Source organism: Mucilaginibacter sp. P4_G9, from assembly GCF_056400985.1.
The window spans coordinates 1-22382 of sequence record NZ_JBFUKF010000045.1 but is presented as its reverse complement, the minus strand read 5'-3'; the positions used below and the strand labels follow the sequence as shown (position 1 = coordinate 22382).

At 42.4% G+C, this 22382-nt stretch carries 16 protein-coding genes and 1 pseudogene; 5 read left to right on the top strand and 12 right to left on the bottom strand.

Translation table 11 applies throughout. The features are described from left to right. Positions 1-180: 180 nt before the first annotated feature. From AC1DPZ_RS06685 to AC1DPZ_RS06665, 5 genes are all read right to left on the bottom strand, one after another. Positions 181-855: a DUF4397 domain-containing protein gene (locus tag AC1DPZ_RS06685; protein ID WP_477402099.1), complete on the bottom strand. Its 675-nt coding sequence runs from the start codon at positions 853-855 to the stop codon at positions 181-183. 112 nt (positions 856-967) lie between these two features. After that, on the bottom strand, positions 968-2092 hold the full coding sequence (dnaN, locus tag AC1DPZ_RS06680) for a DNA polymerase III subunit beta (RefSeq protein WP_477402098.1): 1125 nt from the start codon (positions 2090-2092) through the stop codon (positions 968-970). A gap of 33 nt (positions 2093-2125) precedes the next feature. Beyond that, a complete protein-coding gene (gene gldG, locus AC1DPZ_RS06675; protein ID WP_477402096.1) occupies positions 2126-4531 on the bottom strand; it encodes a gliding motility-associated ABC transporter substrate-binding protein GldG in 2406 nt (801 codons plus the stop codon). 163 nt (positions 4532-4694) lie between these two features. Then, positions 4695-5192, bottom strand: a complete 498-nt coding sequence (locus AC1DPZ_RS06670) for a hypothetical protein (RefSeq protein WP_477402094.1) — start codon at positions 5190-5192, stop codon at positions 4695-4697. A 65-nt stretch (positions 5193-5257) separates the two neighbouring features. After that, on the bottom strand, positions 5258-5758 hold the full coding sequence (locus AC1DPZ_RS06665; protein WP_477402092.1) for an outer membrane beta-barrel protein: 501 nt from the start codon (positions 5756-5758) through the stop codon (positions 5258-5260). Between the two features lie 275 nt (positions 5759-6033). Between AC1DPZ_RS06665 and AC1DPZ_RS06660 the strand changes: the two genes are divergently transcribed. Further along, positions 6034-7032 carry a helix-turn-helix domain-containing protein gene (locus tag AC1DPZ_RS06660; protein WP_477402091.1) on the top strand — a complete coding sequence of 333 codons (999 nt, stop codon included), beginning with the start codon at positions 6034-6036 and terminating at the stop codon, positions 7030-7032. Positions 7033-7147: 115 nt separating this feature from the next. Here AC1DPZ_RS06660 and AC1DPZ_RS06655 read toward each other — a convergent pair whose 3' ends face one another. The 3 genes from AC1DPZ_RS06655 to AC1DPZ_RS06645 form a co-directional block, all read right to left on the bottom strand. Continuing rightward, the gene (locus tag AC1DPZ_RS06655) at positions 7148-7792 is read right to left on the bottom strand and encodes a hypothetical protein (protein ID WP_477402090.1); all 645 of its coding nucleotides are present in this window, start codon (positions 7790-7792) and stop codon (positions 7148-7150) included. Between the two features lie 51 nt (positions 7793-7843). Then, positions 7844-8548 carry an ATP-binding cassette domain-containing protein gene (locus tag AC1DPZ_RS06650; protein WP_477402089.1) on the bottom strand — a complete coding sequence of 235 codons (705 nt, stop codon included), beginning with the start codon at positions 8546-8548 and terminating at the stop codon, positions 7844-7846. A 218-nt stretch (positions 8549-8766) separates the two neighbouring features. Further along, the gene (locus AC1DPZ_RS06645; RefSeq protein WP_477402087.1) at positions 8767-9435 is read right to left on the bottom strand and encodes a flavodoxin reductase; all 669 of its coding nucleotides are present in this window, start codon (positions 9433-9435) and stop codon (positions 8767-8769) included. A 418-nt stretch (positions 9436-9853) separates the two neighbouring features. Between AC1DPZ_RS06645 and AC1DPZ_RS06640 the strand changes: the two genes are divergently transcribed. The 3 genes from AC1DPZ_RS06640 to AC1DPZ_RS06630 all read left to right on the top strand — a co-directional run bounded on the left by AC1DPZ_RS06640 (position 9854) and on the right by AC1DPZ_RS06630 (position 14914). Next, positions 9854-11335 carry a glycine--tRNA ligase gene (locus tag AC1DPZ_RS06640; RefSeq protein WP_477402086.1) on the top strand — a complete coding sequence of 494 codons (1482 nt, stop codon included), beginning with the start codon at positions 9854-9856 and terminating at the stop codon, positions 11333-11335. Positions 11336-11455: 120 nt separating this feature from the next. Continuing rightward, positions 11456-13903, top strand: coding sequence for a bifunctional YncE family protein/alkaline phosphatase family protein (locus AC1DPZ_RS06635; RefSeq protein WP_477402085.1), 2448 nt, complete (start codon positions 11456-11458; stop codon positions 13901-13903). Positions 13904-14047: 144 nt separating this feature from the next. Continuing rightward, positions 14048-14914: an aldose 1-epimerase family protein gene (locus AC1DPZ_RS06630; RefSeq protein ID WP_477402083.1), complete on the top strand. Its 867-nt coding sequence runs from the start codon at positions 14048-14050 to the stop codon at positions 14912-14914. A gap of 304 nt (positions 14915-15218) precedes the next feature. Here the strand turns inward: AC1DPZ_RS06630 and AC1DPZ_RS06625 are convergent, their stop codons facing one another. The 4 genes from AC1DPZ_RS06625 to AC1DPZ_RS06610 all read right to left on the bottom strand — a co-directional run bounded on the left by AC1DPZ_RS06625 (position 15219) and on the right by AC1DPZ_RS06610 (position 21536). Further along, entirely contained in the window at positions 15219-17048 is a 1830-nt protein-coding gene (locus tag AC1DPZ_RS06625) for a glycoside hydrolase family 35 protein (RefSeq protein WP_477402081.1), read from the bottom strand. Positions 17049-17112: 64 nt separating this feature from the next. Next, the gene (locus AC1DPZ_RS06620; RefSeq protein WP_477402080.1) at positions 17113-19929 is read right to left on the bottom strand and encodes a DNA gyrase/topoisomerase IV subunit A; all 2817 of its coding nucleotides are present in this window, start codon (positions 19927-19929) and stop codon (positions 17113-17115) included. Between the two features lie 188 nt (positions 19930-20117). Beyond that, positions 20118-20948 carry a sulfotransferase gene (locus tag AC1DPZ_RS06615; RefSeq protein WP_477402078.1) on the bottom strand — a complete coding sequence of 277 codons (831 nt, stop codon included), beginning with the start codon at positions 20946-20948 and terminating at the stop codon, positions 20118-20120. Between the two features lie 36 nt (positions 20949-20984). Then, entirely contained in the window at positions 20985-21536 is a 552-nt protein-coding gene (locus AC1DPZ_RS06610) for an adenylyl-sulfate kinase (protein ID WP_477402077.1), read from the bottom strand. A 674-nt stretch (positions 21537-22210) separates the two neighbouring features. Here AC1DPZ_RS06610 and AC1DPZ_RS06605 point away from each other — a divergent pair. Next, a pseudogene (locus AC1DPZ_RS06605) lies at positions 22211-22382 on the top strand (glucosamine-6-phosphate deaminase); the annotation flags it as partial.

Here is a 22382-nt window from a genome sequence, read left to right as displayed (position 1 = left end):
TATAAATATAAAGCGCCCACATCCGAAGATAAATTAATGATCTGCAACTGCGTATTTAATCCGGAGCTGGTTTTTGATTTACCGCATGATGATATAAAAGGTATCAGCATTACCAGCATCGTAAACATAAACAATGAAACCAATAAACCGCTTTTATTCTGATTAGTCATTAACGTACTTTTATTTGTTAGTTATAAGGCCGGTACCCAGGCTTGTGGCGCTCTTTATACTGCCATAGCCAAAATAGGTATAAATACTCCCGCCGGTTAATATTACGGTATCGCGGCGAACGGCTATTGTTGGCGCCGATGACTGATAAACAGCCAGATAAACCGTGTCTGCATCAACCAATACGTAGTTTGTTGTTGTTTTATAACCGATGCCTGTAAATTTCGTTTGGTTTAGTGTACCCTCAAACTTTAAATCAAGTGTACCTGCATCGGGCGAAGCGTTTACAAACCGGAGCTTTGCCTTACCACCGGTATCGGCAACCAATACATCGGTAGTTTTAAAAATATCATTTTCGGTTGCTCCGGCCACGTATAAGGAGTATACCGAATCTGCGCTGAAATTGAGCGATTTACTAAACGACGGCACCGAATTACCATTGATCTTGACTGAGTAATTTTGTGTGCCGGCTAAAATATCAACATAGCCCAATGTTCCGCCCGGATAATAGGCAGTGGTATTATTAATGCGGGTTCCGTTTAAATAAAAATTAATATTGTTGGTTGATGCGTTAATTAAATTAACACTGGTTGTTGATGTGGTTGCGGCTGTATCGTCACTTTTTTTACAGGATGCCCAACATGCCACAGCTGCAATAAAAAACAAAACCTTTATCCTGGTATCCATATTAATTATAAGCTATATAACTGCTTACCGTAATTTTTGTTATCCACGGCGAACAAAAAAGTCCGGTTTTTAAAGCCGGACTCGATTTTGGATTTATAATTTAAGTTTACACTTAAGCATAACTATTGAGCATAACCGGCATAACCAGCATCAGCACATCTTCATTTTCATCACCACCCTGTGGCAGCAGTAAGCCGGCACGGTTTGGAGTTGACATCTCCAAAGATACTTCTTCGCAACTTAAATTCTTCAACATTTCTATTAAAAAACGTGCATTGAAGCCAATTTCCATATCATCGCCCTCATACTGGCAGCTTAAACGCTCATGGGCTTCGTTAGCAAAGTCAATATCTTCTGACGAGATATTTAGTTCGCTACCGTTTATTTTAAGCCTTACCTGGTGGGTTGTTTTGTTGGCATAAATAGCCACACGATTTAACGATCCAAGAAAGGTAAGCCTGTCGATAGTTAATTTATTAGGATTATTTTGCGGAATAACGGCTTCATAATCAGGATAACGCTCATCAATTAAGCGACAAACCAGGTTAATATTGCTAAACTTAAAGAAAGCGCTGGTTGAGTTATACTCAACAGATACATTCACATCATCATTTGGCAGCGATGACTTAAGCAGCGTTAATGCTTTTTTTGGCAAAATAAATGAGGTTGTGCTTGCAGCTTTTGCATCTTTACGGCGATAACGTACCAGTTTATGCGCATCGGTAGCTACAAATGTAAGGTGCTGCGTATTCAGCTGGCAGTAAACGCCGGTCATGGCCGGGCGCAGCTCATCATTACTTACCGCAAAAATGGTTTTGTTGATAGCCTCGGCTAAAACAGATGCTGGTAAATTTACCGATGATGCATTTTCAACAACAGGAATTTTCGGAAAATCTTCACCATTCTCACCGCTTAGCTTGTATTTACCGTCGCCGGCATTTATTTCGATGGCGAAGGTATTATCATCAACCGAGAAAGCCACAGGCTGCTCAGGTAACGATTTTAAGGTCTCTAACAAAATACGCGATGGTATAGCTATCCGGCCGTTCTCTTTTGCTTCAACAGTTAGCGAAGTGGTCATGCTGGTTTGCAGGTCGGTAGCAGAAATGGTTAAGTTTCCTTCCTTTATCTCGAACAAAAAGTTTTCCAATATTGGCAATACAGTGCTGTTGCTTAACGCGCCGCTTACTGCCTGCAGTTGTTTGAGTAAAGTTGTGGTAGAAACAATAAATCTCATATGGGTCTAATTAATCTATCAAAAATATAAAATTTAACGGGCATACTTCCGCTTGCGGATATAATGTTGAAAAATAGCACATATTAACACTAAAGCAATCGGGCCAACGGTATTTACCAGTTGCCAGTACAGTTTTTCGTTACGGATACGGGCACGGTTCAACAGCCGGATCTTGATCTCCTTGGTACGCAATGCAATCAGACCCGAATCATCGGTCATATAATCGGCTATATTGAGCAGCAGGTTTTTATTGCCATAAGTTTGCTGGGTATAATGATCATATCCTAATGGATAAGGCGAACCATCTGTACCAATCTGGTTTTTCAGGATATCGCCATCACTTATCACAATCATTTTGGTGGGCACACTTTCTGGCTGTATACTCACCGGTTCTTTTAAACTATCGGGCAAGGGACGGTTGCGCCAGTCGGATATAAATTTACCCTCCAACAATACCGCAACCGTTTTAGGTGTACCCTGGAAATCCTTAGGATTTGGCTCCTGCTCCAAAGCTTGTAACGACAGGATATGCGGCGCGCTTATTTTTTTATTATAGGGCGATGAGGTCAGCAGGATAGTTTTTTTAACGTTTTTTGTTTCGAGCAAATCGATAGTACTTACAAATTCGCTGTGGATGGCATCAAGGTTTTTTACTACCGGGTGTTTGGATACCGGCATAAATAATGGGTTGAACAGCCATGGCAACAGCTGAATCTGAGCCTGCCCCCCAACATTACCAGTGCTTACGGGTATTGGCGAGCAGCTCATATCTGCAATCAGGTCGTAATTGATGCGTATACCGTAACGAAAAAGCTGATCATCAAGGTTCAATTGTTTTGCAAAGGCCAGTTGCTCGCCGCCATGCCCGCGCAGGCTGTCCAATTCGGCGCTTACCTGGTCAATAGTCCACAACACCCGGCCGCCTCGCATAATATATTGATCCAGTTTAAATTTTTCAAGCTCAGTAAACCGCCGGTCGGGCTTGGGAATCACCAACAGCTTGATGTTTTGCAATGCCTTGAATGGAATGGCCGCCAGGCTTAGCCGCCCAACTTCGTATCCATCCGATAAAGACTTCATGGCATCATTTAACTGCACATCATTTAGCTCGTGGTGCCCCTCAGTAAAACCTACCTGTGGTTTGCCACCACTAACGGCCTTTTTTATAGCCGATGAAAAGGCATATTCTAAATTCTGGATGGAGTTGTTTATCTGCTCGTCATCTGACAAGCCCATCCGGGTTTGGATCAGGTTAACGGCAATCTCCTTATCGCCGGCTTTTACCAGCGCTTCGGGGAAGATCAATTTTTGCGATACGCCATCATCTGTTTTCCAGCTTTTTTGCTGGCCCAAAATTCCTTTCGATTCAAAGTCTTCATAGGTTTGCTTTTGCAGGTCGGGCGTCAGCTTTTTTAACGAAGCTAACAGATCAACAAATTCAAACTGCAAATTGCCGTGGCTATATGATTTTAAATCGTTAAGCATATCTTTTGTAGCGTTTTGCAGTCGCTTTAAGTCGCTCGGGAAGCCGCCGCCTTGCAGATACACCGTAACGTTAACCGGTTTGGGCAACTTATCCATTATTTGCCGGCTTACTGGCGATATGGTAAAACGCTTCTCGGTAGTAAAATCAAAACGGGTAAAGGCATACTGAGATAATACACCCAATAAAACAAATATGGCTAACAAGCTTACCATGATAGTTCCGCGTAATTTTTTTTGCCGCTGTTTTATCAGGGTAAATAATGTTAACCAGGTAAATAAACCTGCCAACAGGATAAAGTAAACCAGGTCGCGGGTATCCAATACGCCACGGCTTACCGATTGATAATGTTGCGTGATACCCAGGCTTTGCAAGCCCAATTCCTGTAAGGATAACAACTGGCTCAGCGAATCAAAGCCACTATAAAAAAAGAAACACAGAAAAACCGCTACGGTAAAAGCGATGATCTGATTTTTGGTGATGGACGAGGCAAACAAGCCAATAGCCGCAAATGCCGCCCCTAACAAAAACAAACCGATGTATGAACCTATAACCGCGCCCGTATCAATATTACCTTGCGGTGTGCCCAGTGTACTTACCGAAAAATAGTAAACCAAAGTTGGCAGTAACGCAAAAAGCACAATAAGCAAGCAAGCCAGATATTTGCCGGTTACAATCTCCCAATCCTTTAACGGGCGGGTAAATAACAGCTCAAAGGTGCCTTCTTTACGTTCTTCGGCCAATGACCTCATGGTTATGGCCGGGATGAGGAACATGAAAAGGTAGGGCGCGGTACTAAAAAGGCTCTCGAGCCCGGCGTAACCATAATCTAATATGCTTGAATCGGGAAATACCCAAAGGAATAAGCCCAGCACCAGTAAAAACACACCAATGGTAACGTAGGCTACCAGCGAGCTGAGGTATGATGTTATTTCTTTTTTGAGGATGCTAAGCACTGTTATATATTTATGCTGAAACGCCGAAATTACAACAATAATAAACTAAAGCAAAGCTGTATGTTTTGAATTATAAAACTTAAATTGGAGGTAATAAATAATGTCCCGGTAAACAATACCGGGGCCTTTTGTAAGGATACTTATTATATATCTTTTTATAAACTCAATTTCCCCAATTACCCAAATCATTTACAGCAACCAACGAAAAAATAAAAAGAGTTGCTGCCGCTACCGAACCTGCTACCAATGCTATTGTAGCCCCTGTCTTCTTTTTTCGCTCCGCAAAATTTACATTATCTGAATCCCAATTTACAACCTTACCTTGCTCATCAAAAGTAAATTTTACGTACTGGTTATAGAGTGTAAATTTATCAGTACTTAGCGTATTATGATTCAAACTGCCATAAACGGTGTTGTATGTTCCATTGATTACCACTTTTGTTTTTGAATGATGAAGGGCCGATGAAGTATCACAATTGTAAAGCCATTCGGTAAGGTGGTTTGCTTCCCTTTTTTCGTCGGGAACTCCAAATTGTTTCATAACGTCATCTTTAGTGTGGTAACTTACCATAACCTGTTCATGGGAATGAATCAGCTTACTACAGCTGCACAAGCATAGCAAACCACCTAAGCCTGCTATTGCAATTAATAATGGTTTCATGATATTTTATTTATTGGTAAGTAATTAAAGGGTCCGGAAATATTCCGGACCTATCCTAATCATCATCAGAACCTGTACGCCAGGCGCATTCCGGCCTGCCCTATGGTGCCGCCATTTGACCATGCTTCATAACGTACACCAACTTCAAACCCTCCTTTAAATGAATAACCTAAGCCTGGTGAGTAAACAAACGAGTTACCACCGCCCTCCTCTGTTGAAAATGCGGTACCGGCCTGACCTTCTAAAAAAAATCCATCGCTCACATAACCCTTAATACCTGCTTTTACCGGAATAAAACCAAACGAAGATTTAACGCCAGGCTCCTTAAATTCACTTTTAATCTGTAATGATTCATAACCGGCAGACAAAGTAACAAATACGTTTTTTGAAAGCGGGTAATCGTACTTAAGTGAACCTCCTATACCAAAACTAAAAAAATCGGCTGCGTCTCCGGTAGGAAGGGTGCCGTCTACGCCAATGCTGAATTTCCCAGAACCGGTTGATGACTGGGCAAAACCGCTGAGTGCTGTTACGGCGAATAATGCTAATAAGAAAAACTTTTTCATGATGAAGGATTTAAAATGTTAACAATGATTTGTTTAATATCCCTAATGATATCTTAGTAAATCTACATACTTAAAACGCCGTATTAAAATGGAAAAACCGGCACACCATATATCTTATAGCAATAATTAATTACCTGTAACACAGAGTTTTGAAAACAGCTGTAATTATTACTACATTTATTGCTAATTATAACCTGCTACTCCATTTTTTACTAATAATTGTGCGGTGGTGTATCAATAATTTCTAAAAAAAAGATCCTGTAATAACCTCCATTATGGATAGTAACCATATACAACTGATTTTTTTTAATCACATTAAATCAAAACTCCCCTCCCATCTTTCATTTGTGGATGAGATAGCAGAGCTGCTGAACATTAGCAACGATAGTGCATACCGCCGTATAAGAGGCGAAAAACCGATAAGCTTAGATGAAATACAGGTGCTTTGCAATAAGTACAAAATTTCTATCGACCAGCTGTTCCAGGTACAAAACAATACAGTTATTTTTTCGGGCAATAAGGTTGATCCGATTTCATTTGGGTTTAATAATTACCTTAAGGACTTAGCAAATACGCTCACATTATTTAAAACAATTCAAAACCCCCACGTTTATTTTTTTAACAAAGACGTATCTATCTTTTATTTCATGCAATTTCCTGAGCTAAGCGCATTTAAGTTCTTTTTTTGGAAACGCACGCTTATGGGTTACCCCGAACTGGCTAAGCAGCAATTTATTGGCGAAGAAGGCGACGGGGAAGCACAGGAAACGGCAAAAGATATCATTAAACTATATACACAAATACCATCCACCGAAATATGGACCGAAGAAAGCATACATGTTACAATAAGACAAATTGAATTTTACAGGCATACAAACATTTTTGCCAATAAAGATATCCTGCTGAAAGTATATGCCCAACTGAATGAATTACTGAACCACGTAGAGATGCAGGCCGAAACAGGCCGAAAATTTATATACAAACAACCCGATATGCCCAACAGCGCACCATTTCATATTTACATCAATGAATGCCTTATTGGTGATAATTCCCTTTTTGTGCGGGGCGACGACAGGCAAATCGCCTTCCTGAATCATAACGGATTAAATTTTATGGGGACCCAGGATAAAAGCTTTTGCGATTACACATTTAAAAACCTGCAAAATATCATCAGCAAATCAACCCACATCAGTTTGGTTGGCGAAAAAGAAAGGAGTATGTTTTTTAATGTTCTTAGAAATAAAATTCATGAACGAACAAGGGATATTGTATAATAGCTTAAAGCAGCATGCGCAGGGCTTAAAGCCAACATATTGCAAACAGCCATACTTGTAAAACAAAAAACCCCGGTATGCAATACCAGGGCTCATCAATACCTTTTTATATTGCTTACAAACCAATACTAAATGCCACGTGACAGGCAACCTGGTTGTAATTACCATAAGCACCGTCAACGTAGGAATTACCCATACCATCATTATAAATGATACTTTTGCTGCTTTCCAATCGGGTTTCATAAGCCAGGCTAACATCAAGGCCAAATTTTCGGGAAGAGCCAAACCTGAAGCCATAACCAATTCCTGGCGAAAGCGCCAATGCTACTGTTTGGCCGGTATAATTACTGTGGATGGAGTTAAGGTTAAAGGAGGCACCGGCAGCACCTTCAAAAAACAGTTTACCGGCATATACACGGGCACCTAACATAACGGGAGCAAATGATGCCAATGACCTATAGCTACTGCCATTGCTGCTGCTATAGCTGCTGTACCCAAAAAAGGAACTATATTTTGATACATAAAACTGATAAGCCGCCGAAACAGTAATACTTACCGGGCTTGACGCTATAGGATATTCAAGCTTTACATCTACACTGCCCGCTGTGGGATAATCGCCAGAGTGAGATCCTATTGTGGCTCCGTTTCCAAAACCAGCGCTTAATCTGGGTGTACGTTCTGCATCGCCGCTAAAGGATTGGGCGTTGGCGCTAATAACAGCGCATATTAAAAGAAATAAGGCGAGTAAAGTTTTTTTCATAATTATGATAATGAGTTTAAGTTTGGGCGAAAGTAAAAAATTAAATTTTAATCAATTGGTGAGACTGATAAAAATACTTTCGAGTGTGCCATTATGGTTTTTACTCCGGAGGCCCTGCAGGGTATCATCAGCAACTATTTTTCCTTTATTAATGATGATCACCTTATCGCAAACCGCTTCAACCTCCTGCATAATATGGGTGGACAGGATGATGGTTTTTGTTTTACCCAGATCGGTAATTAACTGGCGGATGCCGATGAGCTGGTTAGGGTCAAGTCCCGAGGTTGGTTCATCCAGTATCAGCACATCCGGGTTATGAATAATAGCTTGTGCCAGCCCCACCCGCTGGCGGTAGCCTTTAGATAGCTGCCCTATTTTTTTATGCTGCTCGGGTCCCAGTCCGGTTTGTTCAATAACTTCGGCTATGCGCTTTTCGGGCTCCTCAATTTTGTGGATGCCTGCAATAAACGCCAGCGACTCTTTTACATACATATCCAGGTAAAGCGGGTTACTCTCGGGCAGGTAACCAATATGTTTGCGTACATCAAGCGATTGGCTTACCACATCAAATCCGCAAACCGATGCAGTACCCGATGTTTGGGGAATAAAGCCGGTAAGGATTTTCATGGTGGTTGATTTACCCGCTCCATTAGGTCCCAAAAAACCCAGTACACCTGGTGCGGCAGAAAAACTGATGCCATCAACCGCCTTTTGTTCGCCGTAAACTTTTGTTAATGTCTCTACCCGGATACTCATGGCGTAAAAATAGATTTTAGATGTGAGATTGTTATGATTTCGGAATTGGGATTTTCGATTTGGGAATTATTTTAATGTGAATCCATTGTCTGAACGGGAATTCTCAGAATCCGTCTATTTTTCACGCACCTTTCAGCCACCGTTCAATCACCTTTTCACCGCTCACTACTCGCCACTCACCACTCACTCACTACTCACCACTCACTACTCACCATCCTCTACTTCTCAAAAACAACCGCATCAATATCGGCTCCTAATTTGGTTAATGTTTCGGTTAGCTCTTCAACCATCGGGTCGGGCCCACAAACGTAGAAGTGTTTTTTGAAATCCTTTACTTCCGTCTTTAAAAACTCAGCATCAATCCGGCGGTGATCATGCTCGCCGCCCTCCTGCTGCGTGGTTGTAAAATGGGCATTATCGCCAAGCATCAGTTTAAGCTCATCGGCAAGAATGATATCTTCATCCGTTTTGTTGGAGAAGAACAGCACGTTCCCTTCCAGTTTACCTTCCTTATTTAACTGCCTTAAAATGGCAATAAACGGGGTTATCCCCGCACCGCCTGCTATAAAATAACCCGGTCCTTTGTATTCTATAGCGCCCCAGGCATCACGCAATATTAATTCGTCGCCTATATTTAATTTGCTCAACCGGTTGGTAACGCCGTCTTCATGATCGGGGTATATTTTGATGGTGAACTCCAGGTAAGGGTCATCAACAAGACAGGTAAAGGTGAACGGATTTTTCTTATCCTTCCAGCCGGGCTGGTTAATAGATAGCTCCGTTGCCTGTCCGGGTGTAAAAGTAAACCCGGCAGGCTTTTCGAGCCTGAACTGTTTAACATTATGGGTTACGTATCGGGTTGAGATGATTTTTACAATGTGGTCCATTGGTTTATCTGTTAGTACTGTTAGTATGGTTATTATAGAATAAACCAGTCGCCAATAAGTTTTATCAATCACAAAATTTTGGATGTACTTTCCACAGCGGGATCAAAGTTTAAAATTAAAGCAGGTATTATTCAAACCGCTCTTTTTCGTTTGCTGTTGCGTTTTTGATTTTATGACAATTCGCAATTTATTGATTGTTAGATAGATACAATTTTTCACTCTTTCACCTGTTGCGAACGCAACACTTTTGGATATATAAAAATGAATACACGCAGTATCCCCCGTAAAAAATCTTTCATACACCCAAGGTTTCAAATCCATCGCAACGGGAAAATTTTAATTTAGTTTTAAAAGCGATTTTCCTGCTTTTTACCTTTCGTTTTCTGCTTTCTGCCTAAATTGTATCTTTGCAGCTATTATGAGCAAATCAACCGACGAACTTTTTAAAAATGTTATATCGCACGCCAAAGAATATGGCTTTGTTTTTCCTTCCAGCGAGATCTATGATGGTTTAAGCGCTGTTTACGATTACGGCCAGAATGGTGCCGAATTGAAGAACAACATTAAAACCTACTGGTGGAAAGCCATGGTGCAAATGCACGATAACATTGTTGGTATCGATAGTGCCATATTTATGCACCCTAAGATCTGGAAAGCCAGCGGCCACGTTGATGGTTTCAGTGACCCGATGATCGACAATAAGGATTCTAAAAAACGTTACCGTGCCGATCAGCTTTTGGAGGATAAGATAGACCGTTACGATAAAGATGGCAAGACTGATAAAGCAGAAGCTTTACAGCACGATATGGATGAGGCCCTTAAAAATGAGGACCTGCCCCGTTTAAAAGACCTCATTATTGAGCACGAAATTGCCTGCCCGGTAAGCGGCACCCGCAACTGGACCGATGTACGCCAGTTTAACCTGATGTTCAGCACCCAAATGGGCGCCGTTGCTGATGATGCCGACCTGATCTTCCTTCGCCCGGAGACCGCGCAGGGTATTTTTGTGAATTATTTGAACGTGCAAAAATCGGGCAGGATGAAAATCCCTTTCGGTATAGCGCAAATTGGTAAGGCTTTCCGTAACGAGGTTATTGCCCGCCAGTTCATCATCCGTATGCGCGAGTTTGAACAAATGGAGATGCAATACTTTGTACGCCCCGGCACGCAAAAAGAGTGGTTTAATCAATGGAAAGAAGCCCGCTTAAAATGGCACCTTGCCCTTGGTACCGATGCTGCCAAATACCGCTACCATGAGCACGTAAAGCTGGCCCATTACGCCGATGCCGCTTTTGATATTGAGTTTGAGTTTCCGTTTGGCTTTAAAGAAGTAGAAGGAATACACAGCCGTACAGATTTTGATTTGAGCCAGCACCAGAAATTCTCTGGCAAAAAACTCCAGTACTTTGACCCCGAGGTTGACCCGGAAACAGGCAAGCCTTATGGTAACTATATCCCTTACGTAATTGAAACCTCGATAGGGTTAGACAGGATGTTCCTGCTTACCATGATCAACGCTTTTGAGGAAGAAGACCTGAGCACCGAAGAAAAACAGGATAGCCGTACCGTACTGCGCCTGCACCCTTGCCTTGCCCCGGTTAAAGCCGCCATTTTCCCGCTCACCAAAAAAGATGGTCTGCCGGAGAAAGCCCGCGAAATTATGGACAGGCTGAAGATAGATTTCAATATCCAATACGAAGAAAAAGATGCCATTGGTAAACGCTACCGCCGCCAGGATGCTATTGGTACGCCTTTCTGTATCACCGTAGATCACCAGACGCTGGAAGACGACACCGTAACCATCCGCTACCGCGATACCATGGCTCAGGAACGCGTAGCATCTGCCGATCTTGACAAGATCATTGGCGACCAGGTTAGCTGGAGAAATTTGCTGAAGTAAAAAAACTATTACAATTTAACGGCCCGCCTATCAGCGGGCCGTTTTTGCTTGTTATGTTTTTGTTAACAGGCCCATCATTGGTAAATGATTATGTAATTTTGATTACAATCAATTACTACCATGAAACAAAAGCTACTCATCTGCTTAGCTATAATAGCATCCTCATTAACTACCTATGCTCAAACACCCGGTAAAATAGCCAAAACAGGCCAGGTATTGTTACCTAATGGCTGGAAGCTTAGTCCGGCCGGTACCTCATTACCACTTGGCGATTTGCCGTTGAACATCCAGCTTTCGGCATCGGGCAGGCTGCTGGCGGTTACCAATAACGGGCAAAGCACCCAATCGGTTCAACTCATCGATCCAAAGAATGAGAAATTACTCGACGAAAAGGTGGTAGCCAAATCATGGTACGGCCTTGCTTTTAGTCACGATGAAAAAAAGCTTTATGCATCAGGCGGTAATGATAACTGGATCTACGTTTTCAATATAAATGATAATAAGCTTGGCAAGCCGGATACCATTAAACTTGCTGCCGACAAATGGCCAAAAAGCAAGGTATGCCCAACCGGTATAACCCTTAACAAAAGCAATACCCGTTTATACACAGTTACCAAAGAAGATAGCACCTTATATATTATTGACCCTGCCGAAAGAAAAATAGTAAAACAGGTTAAACTCCCATCCGAGGCCTATAGCTGCATCCTGTCGCCCGATGAAAAAACGCTTTACATTTCTTTATGGGGAGGCGATGAGCTGGGCTTTTACAATATTGCAACACAAACCCTGGGCACCATAAAAACCGAAAGCCACCCTAACGAGCTGCTATTAAATAAACAAGGCAATTACCTGTTTGTGGCCAATGCCAATGATAATTCGGTTTCGGTAGTCAACACGGCTAATCATAAAATAATTGAGACCATTGCAACAGCCTTATACCCTACCCTTTTAACAGGCTCTACAACCAACGGACTGGCTTTATCTACCGATCAAAAAACACTGTACATAGCCAATGCCGATAACAATTGCCTGGCGGTATTTGATGTATCAAAACCTGGCAGCAGCCGCAGCATGGGTTTTATCCCGGTGGGCTGGTACCCTACCAATGTAAAAATGCTGGGTAAAAAAATACTGGTAGCCAATGGCAAAGGTTTTACATCAATGCCCAACCCCAAAGGGCCCCAACCCCTGCTTAAAACCGACAACAGCGGTTACAAGCAGGGGGCCATTAACAGCCGTGAGCAGTATATTGGCGGCTTGTTTAAAGGCACATTATCATTTATCAATACGCCCGGTATAACCCAGCTTAAAGCCTATACCAAACAGGTTTATGCCAATACGCCTTTCAGTAATAAAATTGCCAAAACAGCTCCCGGCGAGCAGGGTAACCCTATCCCGAGGCGTTTGGGCGAAAAATCGCCTATTAAATATGTGTTCTATATCATCAAAGAAAACCGCACTTACGACCAGGTTTTAGGAGATATGCCGCAGGGTAACGGTGATACATCGTTATGTATCTTCGGTAAAAAAACTACCCCAAACCACCATGCCATAGCCAGCGAGTTTGTTTTGCTTGATAATTTTTATGTAGATGCCGAAGTAAGTGCCGATGGCCACAACTGGAGCACTGCAGCCTATGCTACCGACTTTGTGGAGAAAACCTGGCCAACCAGTTATGGCAGCCGTGGTGGTAATTATGATTTTGAGGGCACCCGCAAAGCAGCCTACCCGCGCGATGGCTTTATATGGGATTACTGCAAACGTGCCGGTATAAGTTACCGCACCTACGGTGAGTTTGTGAGTGATGGCAACCCCGGCAGCGCCAACTTAAAATCGTTGGAAGGGCATTACTGCAAACAGGCACCGGGATTCGACCTGAGCGTAAAGGATGTTAAACGGGTAGCTATCTGGGCCCATGATTTCGATTCCCTGCTAACTATAAATGCTGTACCAAGGTTTAACAGCGTACGCATCTCCAATGATCATACCAGCGGGCAAAAAAAGGGAGCCATATCGCCAACTGCCGCCGTGGCTGATAACGACCTGGCGATAGGCCAGTTTATTGAACATCTTGCAAAAAGTCCGATCTGGAAGGAATCTGTCGTGTTTATATTGGAAGATGACGCCCAAAACGGGCCCGACCATATTGATGCGCATCGCTCGCCGGTATTTGTTGCCGGGCCATATGTAAAGCGTAACGCCGTTATCCATGGCATGTACTCTACATCGGGGGTATTGCGTACTATCGAGCTGATATTGGGCCTGCCGCCAATGAGCCAGTATGATGCCGCCGCTATGCCATTATATGATTGCTTTACCAACAAGCCCGATTTTACGCCTTATATAGCTAAACAGGCACAGGTTGACCTGGAGCAGCGTAACATTGCGGTAAACGAAAGCAGCAAACGATCTGAATTATTCAACTTTGCCAAAGAGGATGCAGCGCCGGATATCGACCTGAACGAGGTGGTCTGGAAGTTTGTTAAAGGCGAAAATTCCGTTATGCCGGCACCAAAACGCAGCGCCTTTGTAATTTTAGAACAGAAAAAAGAACAGGACGACGATTGATTTGTTAAAGTTTTCTGAACCTGAATTCATCGGATTAAAGAATTTACCTGCTTCTTTGATTTAGGAAATATATGCTTTTGAGATTAAAATTCGTGAAATTCACATAAATCCATAAATTCGGGTTCAGACAAATTATTATTACCAATGACCACCATTGAAAACGAATACCTGATAGCAACAATTGACCCTAAGGGCGCCCAGCTGAGCTCATTAATTGACAAGGCAACCGGAACTGAACATATGTGGCAGGATACTGCTGCTGTTTGGCCATGGCACGCCCCAAATTTATTCCCGGTGGTAGGCGGCTTAATTGATAACGAACTTGTGGTCGACGGGCAAAAGTATGCCATGGGCCGCCATGGTTTTGCACGGCAGTCGGAATTTGTTTTACTGAATGCTGATGATGTTTCGGCCAGCTTTTCGCTGCCTTACTGCGACAAAACACTGCATGTTTATCCTTACAAATTTGATTACCAGGTATTATACACCCTCATTGATAACTCACTCAGGATAACCTACAAGGTGATCAACCTGGATAAAAAAACCATATATTTTTCGGTAGGTGCCCATCCGGCTTTTAATATTCCCTTTAACAAAGGCGAAAAATATGAGGATTACTACATAGAGTTTGAAACCGACGAACACCTGGAAACAGAGCTTTTATCGGGCGATGGTTTTTTCACCGGCGAAAGTCACCCGGTAACTACTCCCGGCAATAAATTGTTTTTAACCCGTAGCCTTTTTGATGCCGATGCATTGGTTTTTAAAAAGTTATCATCAAGAATGGTGACCATTAAAAGTGATAAACACGCTCAAACTTTATCAGTCGAGTTCCCTCATTATAATTACCTGGGCATCTGGGCCAAACCCGGCGCCGACTTTGTATGTATTGAACCCTGGTTAGGCTGTGCAGATACAGCAGGCGCTCAAAAAGACATCAGCAAAAAAGAAGCGATACAAAAACTACACGCCGGGCATGTATTTGAGGCGCCGTATTTTATAAGCTTGTAACAGCACCAGGTAACGGACACCTGCGGACGGACGGACACTCAATGACAAATCGGCAAAAGACTTACGAAGTTTTAAAAACTTCGTAAGTCTTACCATTCTACACCAAACAACAACCATGTCGAATAGTAAAATCCGGAGATTCTGCAGGGGAAATGACGTTTTAAAAGGTTTGTCATCCTGAACGCAGTGAAGGATCTATTCGCAGACTGCACAGGGCGAAGAAGCATGGCGAATAATAGATCCTTCACTCCGTTCAGGATGACAAAAGTTTTTTTTGACTATTTATCTATTTTCAATCAGCCTCTTAATCTTTTACAACTTCATTTAATATGGGATGATCAAGCGCGGCAATTTTGGTGTGGCTGTTTTTCAACTCGTCAAAAACAACCACCTCGTTCAATCCTTTTTTAAGCCAGCCTGCAGGGATATACAAGGTTTGCTGCGGACCGATGTTCCAGTATTTACCCAGATTACGGCCGTTTAAAAACACAAAGCCTTTGCCATAACCATGCATATCAAGATAGGTATCGCCGGTTTTGGTAAGCGTGAATGCTCCTTTATATAAAGCTGGTTCAGGTGCATTAGAATCTTTGTTGGCAGCGTATTTAAAACCGCCGGTATTTGTAAAAGGAAACTTATACATTTTCCAGCCTAAAAGTTCCTTATCATTCAAAGTAACTTTTTCCGTTATACCCTGGCGGTTATCGGTTAAATACGCCCCGTAGTTGATGCGCCCATTATTTTCAACCAGGATATCTAAAACATCCCCTTTTTTGGCATTATCTAACTGTAACGAATCCTGGCGAAGGTGCCTGTCTAAAATGCTGATGCGTTTGCCATTTAAATAAACTGTTGCATAATCCCGCATCTCCTTAATTTTTAACAAACCACTGGCTGCATTTTGCAGCGTGGTTCTGTAAAGAACAAAACCATATCCCTGGTTAAGATCTTCAAAACAAAGTGGCTTGCCGGAAACAACCGGTTTACCCAAATTAGTAAACAAAGGAGCAACAGCTGTCAGACTGATACCAGGGATGGCAATAGTTTTATTGGTTGCAGGCACCGGCGGTAATGTTGTACCCGCTGGCAAATGTTTTTGTATCACCTCGCGGAACTTGTAAAACTTTGCTGTAGGATTACCAGATTCATCCAGCGGTGCATCATAATCATAGCTGGATGTTTGCGGCGAGTATGGGTCGCTTTTACTCATATTGGCCCCGTTCATGAAATCCCTGGTTGTACCGCCATGAAACATATACATGTTAATAGAGATGCCTGCCGACAAAACCACATCAAGCTTTTTGGCATCTTCATCTGCCTTTGTGGTAGCATGTTTGCCGCCCCAGCTATCAAACCAGCCCGGGTACCACTCGGCAATATAATAGGGGCCTTTACCATCATGGTATTTATTGATAAGGGCTTTTACCTCTTTAGGATTATCCGAACCATTTACTGCGGGCAAATAACCCGGCAAATACCCGGCAGGCATTTGCGAAGCACCATCGCATGTAAATAACTCGCCGTCAAAACCTGCCTCACGGAAAATCTTGCGGTTAATATCAAGGTACTCCTTATCGTTACTGTATGAGCCGTATTCGTTCTCTATCTGTACCATTAAAATATTACCGCCATGGGTAACCAGGTACGGGCTAAGCTGCTTACCCACCTGCATCACATAGTTTTTGTAGGCCTGTAAAAACTTGGGATCTTTACCGCGAACCTTCAAATCCTTATCCTTTAATAACCACCACGGGTAACCGCCAAATTCCCACTCGGCACAAGCATACGGACTTGGGCGCATTACTACCCAAAGACCTTCTTCTTTAGCAATTTTAACAAATTCGGCAATATCATTATTACCCGTAAAATCATATGTGCCCTGTACCGGCTCATGCGCATTCCAAAAAACATAGGTACCAATGGTATTCAAGCCCATGGCTTTAGCCATTTTCATGCGGGAGCGCCAGTATTCGCGGGGTACGCGGTAGCAATGCATCTCGCCCGAGATCAGTTGCAGGGGTTTACCATCAAGCATAAAGGCCGAGTCGCCTAATGCAAAGGTATGTTTAGCGGTTTGGGCGTTTAATGATGTAAAAGTCGTCAAAAGTAAAAGGCAGGTAATGATTTTTTTCATTTGTAGTAAATTGTTGTATAAGTAAAAAACCACCCGGAACTGCAGTTGCGGATGGCTTTGAATATTAAAATAACCCTAACTGACCTTTATCGTCAATGTCGATATCATCCGGATTAGTGATCTCGAAATCTATCTTTTTGGGGGGCTTTGGAGTTTCTGTCGGTTCCACTGATTCAGATTCCGGTGATTTCACTGGTTCTGTTTTGGGCGATTCTTCTTTTGGAGATTCCACCGGTTTTGGGGATGATCCCACTGATGGGGTTTCTGATTTCACTGGTTCTGCTTCCGGTTCAGATTCATCAGCCTCCGCTGTAATTTCATCTGATTCTTCCACTTCGCTTTCCTGTTCTTCCTCAACTGGTTCTTCAACAGTTTCGTCTGTAGCTATCAGCTCAACAGATTTTATGGGTAATTGCGACAGGCGGTTACCCATGGCTTTCATACCTTTCACATCTATCAGGTCGGCAAGGTTTACTTCAATAGTTTCCGGGCTTTGTTCTTTGCCTTTCAGCTGCACTATTTTAACCAGTTGGTTTGCCTTAGCTATATGAACAAGTTTTGATCCCGGTTCATCACTGATGATGCTTACCTGTTTGCCAACGGCAATGCTCTCGAAAGTGAAACGCTTAACCATATAGTTCTTCGATTTACCATCGAGATGGATAACCGAAAAAACTTTTTTAGGATCGTACTTCTCAATCAGGATCATTTTATCATCAAAATGATTATTCAGATCAAAATTGGTAAGCTCATATATCCCGTTGCTCAACACGTTCAAAATGCGGTCGTCCCCATCAAATTCGCCCAGGTATTTGCCCCTGCCATCGGCATTCAAACGTTTTAAAGTTTCGTCGTACCATATTTTTCTTCCGGCCAGGGTAGATACACCTTTGCTCTTAAGCAGGATCTTTTTAACAGGGTATTTGGTAATGATATTCCCCATCGAGCCACGGCCTTTTATGGCTATCATGGCAAAGTCCTCATCAAACTGTAGTTTTTTAAGTTTAGAATGCGGTTTAAGCTGCACATTAACCACTTCGGCCTCACCATTAGGGTTAGCGGTAAAGTATAGTACTCTGGTACCTTTTGTACCTTTGGTCAGGTCGTACTCCTTATCGCGGGTTACGCCTACTACCGAGAAGCGCTTGATATAACTGATGCCGCTTTCGCCATCCTTGTATATCATGTTGTATACGGTACGTTCGTCGTTCTTTTTAAACACGGCTACATGGATGATCTCTTTACCCACAAAAACCTTATCCTGTACCTTGGTTATCAGGCAGCGCCCATCGGCACGAAAAACGATGATCTCATCGATATCTGAGCAATCGCCCACAAACTCGTCCTTCTTAAGTCCGCTGCCAATAAAGCCGTCTACTTTATTTACGTATAGTTTCACGTTGGCTAATGCCACCTGTGCCGCCTCTACCTTATCAAAGGTGCGCAGTTCGGTTTTACGGTGCCTGTCCTTGCCATACTTTTCCCTCAGTTTTTCAAACCAGGCTATGGTATAATCGGTAAGGTGTTTAAGGTGATGCTTTACCTGTTTTATTTCGTTTTCAAGCGCCTTCATCTGCTCATCCGCTTTTTTAACATCAAAGCGAGTGATGCTGCTCATAGGCTTATCTATCAGTTTTTTATAATCCTCGGGCACTATAGTCCTGTAAAACTGCGGAAAGAAAGGCTCAAACAAGCGGTTTAGCACTTCCAGCACCGTTTCAAAATTACCAGAGCTTTCATAGTCGGGGTGTTTGTACATCCCTTCCTGGATAAATATTTTAAGCAACGAACTGAAGAAGATCTTCTCCATCAGTTCCTTCAGCCTGATCTCCAGTTCCTGTTTAAGCAGCTCTTTGGTGAAAAACGTACTTTCGGTAAGCATGTCATTCACGCTCATAAAGCGCGGCTTGTCAGACTGGATCACGCAGGTATTAGGTGATATAGAAACCTCGCAATCGGTAAAGGCATAAAGCGCATCGATGGTTACATCGGGGGAGATACCCGGCGCCAGGTGAATAATGATCTCCACATGCTGCGCCGTATTATCTTCAATCTTTTTAATCTTGATCTTACCCTTATCGTTGGCCGATATTACACTATCAATTAAACTTCCCGTTGTGGTGCTGAAAGGGATCTCGGTAATGGCCAGCGTTTTTTTATCGCGCTCCACAATTTTGGCCCGTACCCTTATCTTACCTCCACGCTGCCCCTCATTATAAGCCGAAGCATCGGCCATACCTCCCGTAGGGAAATCGGGTAATAAGTTGGGCCGTTCGCCTTTTAATACAGCTATCGATGCATCTATCAGCTCAATAAAATTATGTGGTAATATTTTGGTGGCCAAACCTACCGCAATACCTTCGGCTCCCTGGGCAAGCAGTAAAGGGAATTTTACAGGCAGCGTAATAGGCTCTTTGTTACGGCCATCATAGCTGGCCTGCCAAACAGTGGTATCGGCATTAAAAACAACATCGAGCGCAAATTTAGATAAACGCGCTTCGATATAACGGGGAGCAGCTGCCGAATCGCCGGTTACGGGGTCGCCCCAGTTTCCCTGGCAATCAATCAGCAGGTTCTTCTGCCCTATCTGCACCATGGCGTCACCAATAGACGCGTCACCATGCGGGTGATATTTCATGGTGTTACCAATTACGTTGGCTGCCTTATTAAAACGCCCGTCGTCCATCTCCTTTAGGGAATGCAGGATACGGCGCTGTACCGGCTTTAAACCATCATTAATGTGCGGTACGGCACGGTCAAGAATTACGTAAGAGGCATAATCAAGAAACCAGTTTTCGTATAAACCGTCGAGTGAGGTAACGTTATGTAATACTTCGTTGTCATCGGCTGGCATCTCATTTTGATTCAGATCTTCACTCATTATGTGCTAAAAACTTTTGGATGGGTAAAGATAAAAATTAATGTGCAGATTGTTTTCTGAACCGGAATTTTTCGAATTCATCGAATTGACAGAATTTCAAAATTCTAAGAATTCAACAAATTCGATAAATTCCGGTTCAGACAAAATCATCTGCACATTTGAAATTTGAAATCTGCACATCTAATCCCCTACCCCAATCTCACAAAATGATTTAAACGCAGCTGCAGGTATTGCGCCTTAATAAGCAGGTTTTTGGTAGGCACAAAGCGCTCAATATCATTGGCGGTACTCATCAGGCCATCTTTGTATACCTGGCTAAAATCAAAATAACTTAAGTTAAGCTTCCAGTTATCCCTTAAAAAATTTATCACCTGCTTATCTTTCTTTAACAGCAAGTCATAATTAATAACCAGGTAATCATCTGCCGATAGTCTCTTCAGGGTTCTCAGGATCTCCTCGTTATAATTTAACCAAACCTTTAAAAAAGTTTCGGCATGTTCGGCGTAAAACTTTTCTTTCCGGCGCTTACGCCTCAAACGGGTCCATACCAACCTCGAAAAATAATTGCGGGCCAGGTATCTTTTATCAATATAGGCAAATTCCCTTTTTAACAGCGAATTTATTACCGACTGGTAATCGCGTATAATTACAAGATATTTAGCCTCGGGCAATAATGCAGAATAGGTATCCAGGAACAAACAGGTGCGCGGGTCTTTCCATCCCCATTGTTCATATAAATGTTGTTTTATGTTGATAATACTTTGTAATTTACCCAATTGGTATGGCGACATCTCTATTTTTTTTGCATCCACCAGGCCCGATATCTCCAAACTGTTATTATTCAGGATCTCTTCGTGAAGTTTTAAAAATTCAACATCTTCAAAATGCCCCTCAACATTGCCGGCATTGCCGGCGGCAAGGCGCTCACCTATTTCCAATCCGCAACGACTAAGCCAGTTTGTTATTAGTGATGTTCCTGAGCGGTGCATACCCGCAATAATTAACGTTTGATGTTGCATGAGTGGTAGTTTAATTGTGATTTAACCGGGTGGCGTTTAACAAGCAACGGATTTTTGGCCCGATAAAAAGTGCTGGTATTCTATAAAGGCAAAAAGCCTGTCTGTGCATTTGGCAATATCATAAGTATAGGTATTGATATACAGGTCGGGGGCTGGCGGCGCCTCGAAGGGATCATTTACCCCAGTTAGGTTACACAACCGCTGGGGATGGCCCTGGGGCAGTTGCGCTCTGTGGTATAGCCCTTTGGTATCGCGAAGCATTAAAACGCTCATTGGGCAATCTACATGTACTACTTTAACATCATTATAAGTATTAACCAAACCCTGGCGCATAGCTTCATAAGGCGTTATGGCGCTAATGATGGTAACAATACCCAGCGCGCTGAATTTATTTGCTATAAAACCCAGCCGCCTGATGTTTTCAAAACGATCGTCCTTTGAATATTTAAGATCAGGAAAAAGTTCCCCTCTATACTCGTCGGCATCAATTACCGCTGTTAAAATTTCGGCCCGGCCAAGCCATTCTTTAACTTTTGTAGCAAGGGTTGTTTTACCGGCACCGGATAATCCACAAAGCAGTATGATCATAAAAACTAACTTTAGAGTTGGCAAATGTTAAGCCAGCTGGCCTATTAAACCTTTAATTAATTACCAGCTTAACGGCAAGTTTTCAGCTTAAATTGTAGTTAACAAACCGTGAATCGACAGAGAATAGTTTTGTATCGACGAACGTGTTAAAACCGTAGACAACGATTTTGAGCAGGCACTCATTTTTGTGAAGAAAAATAAATTTAATTTATACTACTAAATACATAGACATAATAGAATTAATTATATATTTGCAGCAGATAGTTTATAAATGGGGTTCATTAATAGCTATAACGCAGGGCGCTGACCGGCAGCAAGCGGATGGTTCAATTCCATCCCCTGCATCTATTCTCTTCTCATATTTATGTTTTATAATTGGTTAGATTAGAGTTCCTGCCCATCAGGAGCTCTTTTTTTATTTAAACTTAACCTGTTGGAAACATTAAAATAACTTATTAAAATAATTTAAAAAGTTCTTTTATTTAAAAATTAGTTTTATTATGTTTGTAGAGTAATGCACAACATATTATTAAATGGAATTTTTTTTAGCCTTATGTCGGTGAGGTTAAAACAGTTTTGTTAATTGGTTTGATAGAATCCTCGCTTCGGCGGGGGTTTTTTGTATTGTAGCTTTTTAATTCAACATATATATAACAAAGGTTCTTTAAAAAATTATGGCCCGATTAAATTTATTGGAAGAGACCCGGTACGAGAAACTGCCGGTAAGTGTTTATAGCAACCAGCAGGAAGCTTCAATTGCAGTAGCTGGCCGGATAGCAAAGCTGATCCGCGATAAACAAAGCAAAGGCGAAAAAGCCGTACTTGGTTTGGCTACCGGTGTTACCC

Bases quoted from the DNA above. Each gene is read 5' to 3' on its own strand.
- AC1DPZ_RS06685 (WP_477402099.1), bottom strand. From the start codon at position 855: ATGGATACCAGGATAAAGGTTTTGTTTTTTATTGCAGCTGTGGCATGT.
- dnaN (WP_477402098.1), bottom strand. From the start codon at position 2,092: ATGAGATTTATTGTTTCTACCACAACTTTACTCAAACAACTGCAGGCA.
- AC1DPZ_RS06670 (WP_477402094.1), bottom strand. From the start codon at position 5,192: ATGAAACCATTATTAATTGCAATAGCAGGCTTAGGTGGTTTGCTATGC.
- AC1DPZ_RS06665 (WP_477402092.1), bottom strand. From the start codon at position 5,758: ATGAAAAAGTTTTTCTTATTAGCATTATTCGCCGTAACAGCACTCAGC.
- AC1DPZ_RS06660 (WP_477402091.1), top strand. From the start codon at position 6,034: ATGGATAGTAACCATATACAACTGATTTTTTTTAATCACATTAAATCA.
- AC1DPZ_RS06655 (WP_477402090.1), bottom strand. From the start codon at position 7,792: ATGAAAAAAACTTTACTCGCCTTATTTCTTTTAATATGCGCTGTTATT.
- AC1DPZ_RS06650 (WP_477402089.1), bottom strand. From the start codon at position 8,548: ATGAGTATCCGGGTAGAGACATTAACAAAAGTTTACGGCGAACAAAAG.
- AC1DPZ_RS06645 (WP_477402087.1), bottom strand. From the start codon at position 9,435: ATGGACCACATTGTAAAAATCATCTCAACCCGATACGTAACCCATAAT.
- AC1DPZ_RS06640 (WP_477402086.1), top strand. From the start codon at position 9,854: ATGAGCAAATCAACCGACGAACTTTTTAAAAATGTTATATCGCACGCC.
- AC1DPZ_RS06635 (WP_477402085.1), top strand. From the start codon at position 11,456: ATGAAACAAAAGCTACTCATCTGCTTAGCTATAATAGCATCCTCATTA.
- AC1DPZ_RS06630 (WP_477402083.1), top strand. From the start codon at position 14,048: ATGACCACCATTGAAAACGAATACCTGATAGCAACAATTGACCCTAAG.
- AC1DPZ_RS06625 (WP_477402081.1), bottom strand. From the start codon at position 17,048: ATGAAAAAAATCATTACCTGCCTTTTACTTTTGACGACTTTTACATCA.
- AC1DPZ_RS06620 (WP_477402080.1), bottom strand. From the start codon at position 19,929: ATGAGTGAAGATCTGAATCAAAATGAGATGCCAGCCGATGACAACGAA.
- AC1DPZ_RS06615 (WP_477402078.1), bottom strand. From the start codon at position 20,948: ATGCAACATCAAACGTTAATTATTGCGGGTATGCACCGCTCAGGAACA.
- AC1DPZ_RS06610 (WP_477402077.1), bottom strand. From the start codon at position 21,536: ATGATCATACTGCTTTGTGGATTATCCGGTGCCGGTAAAACAACCCTT.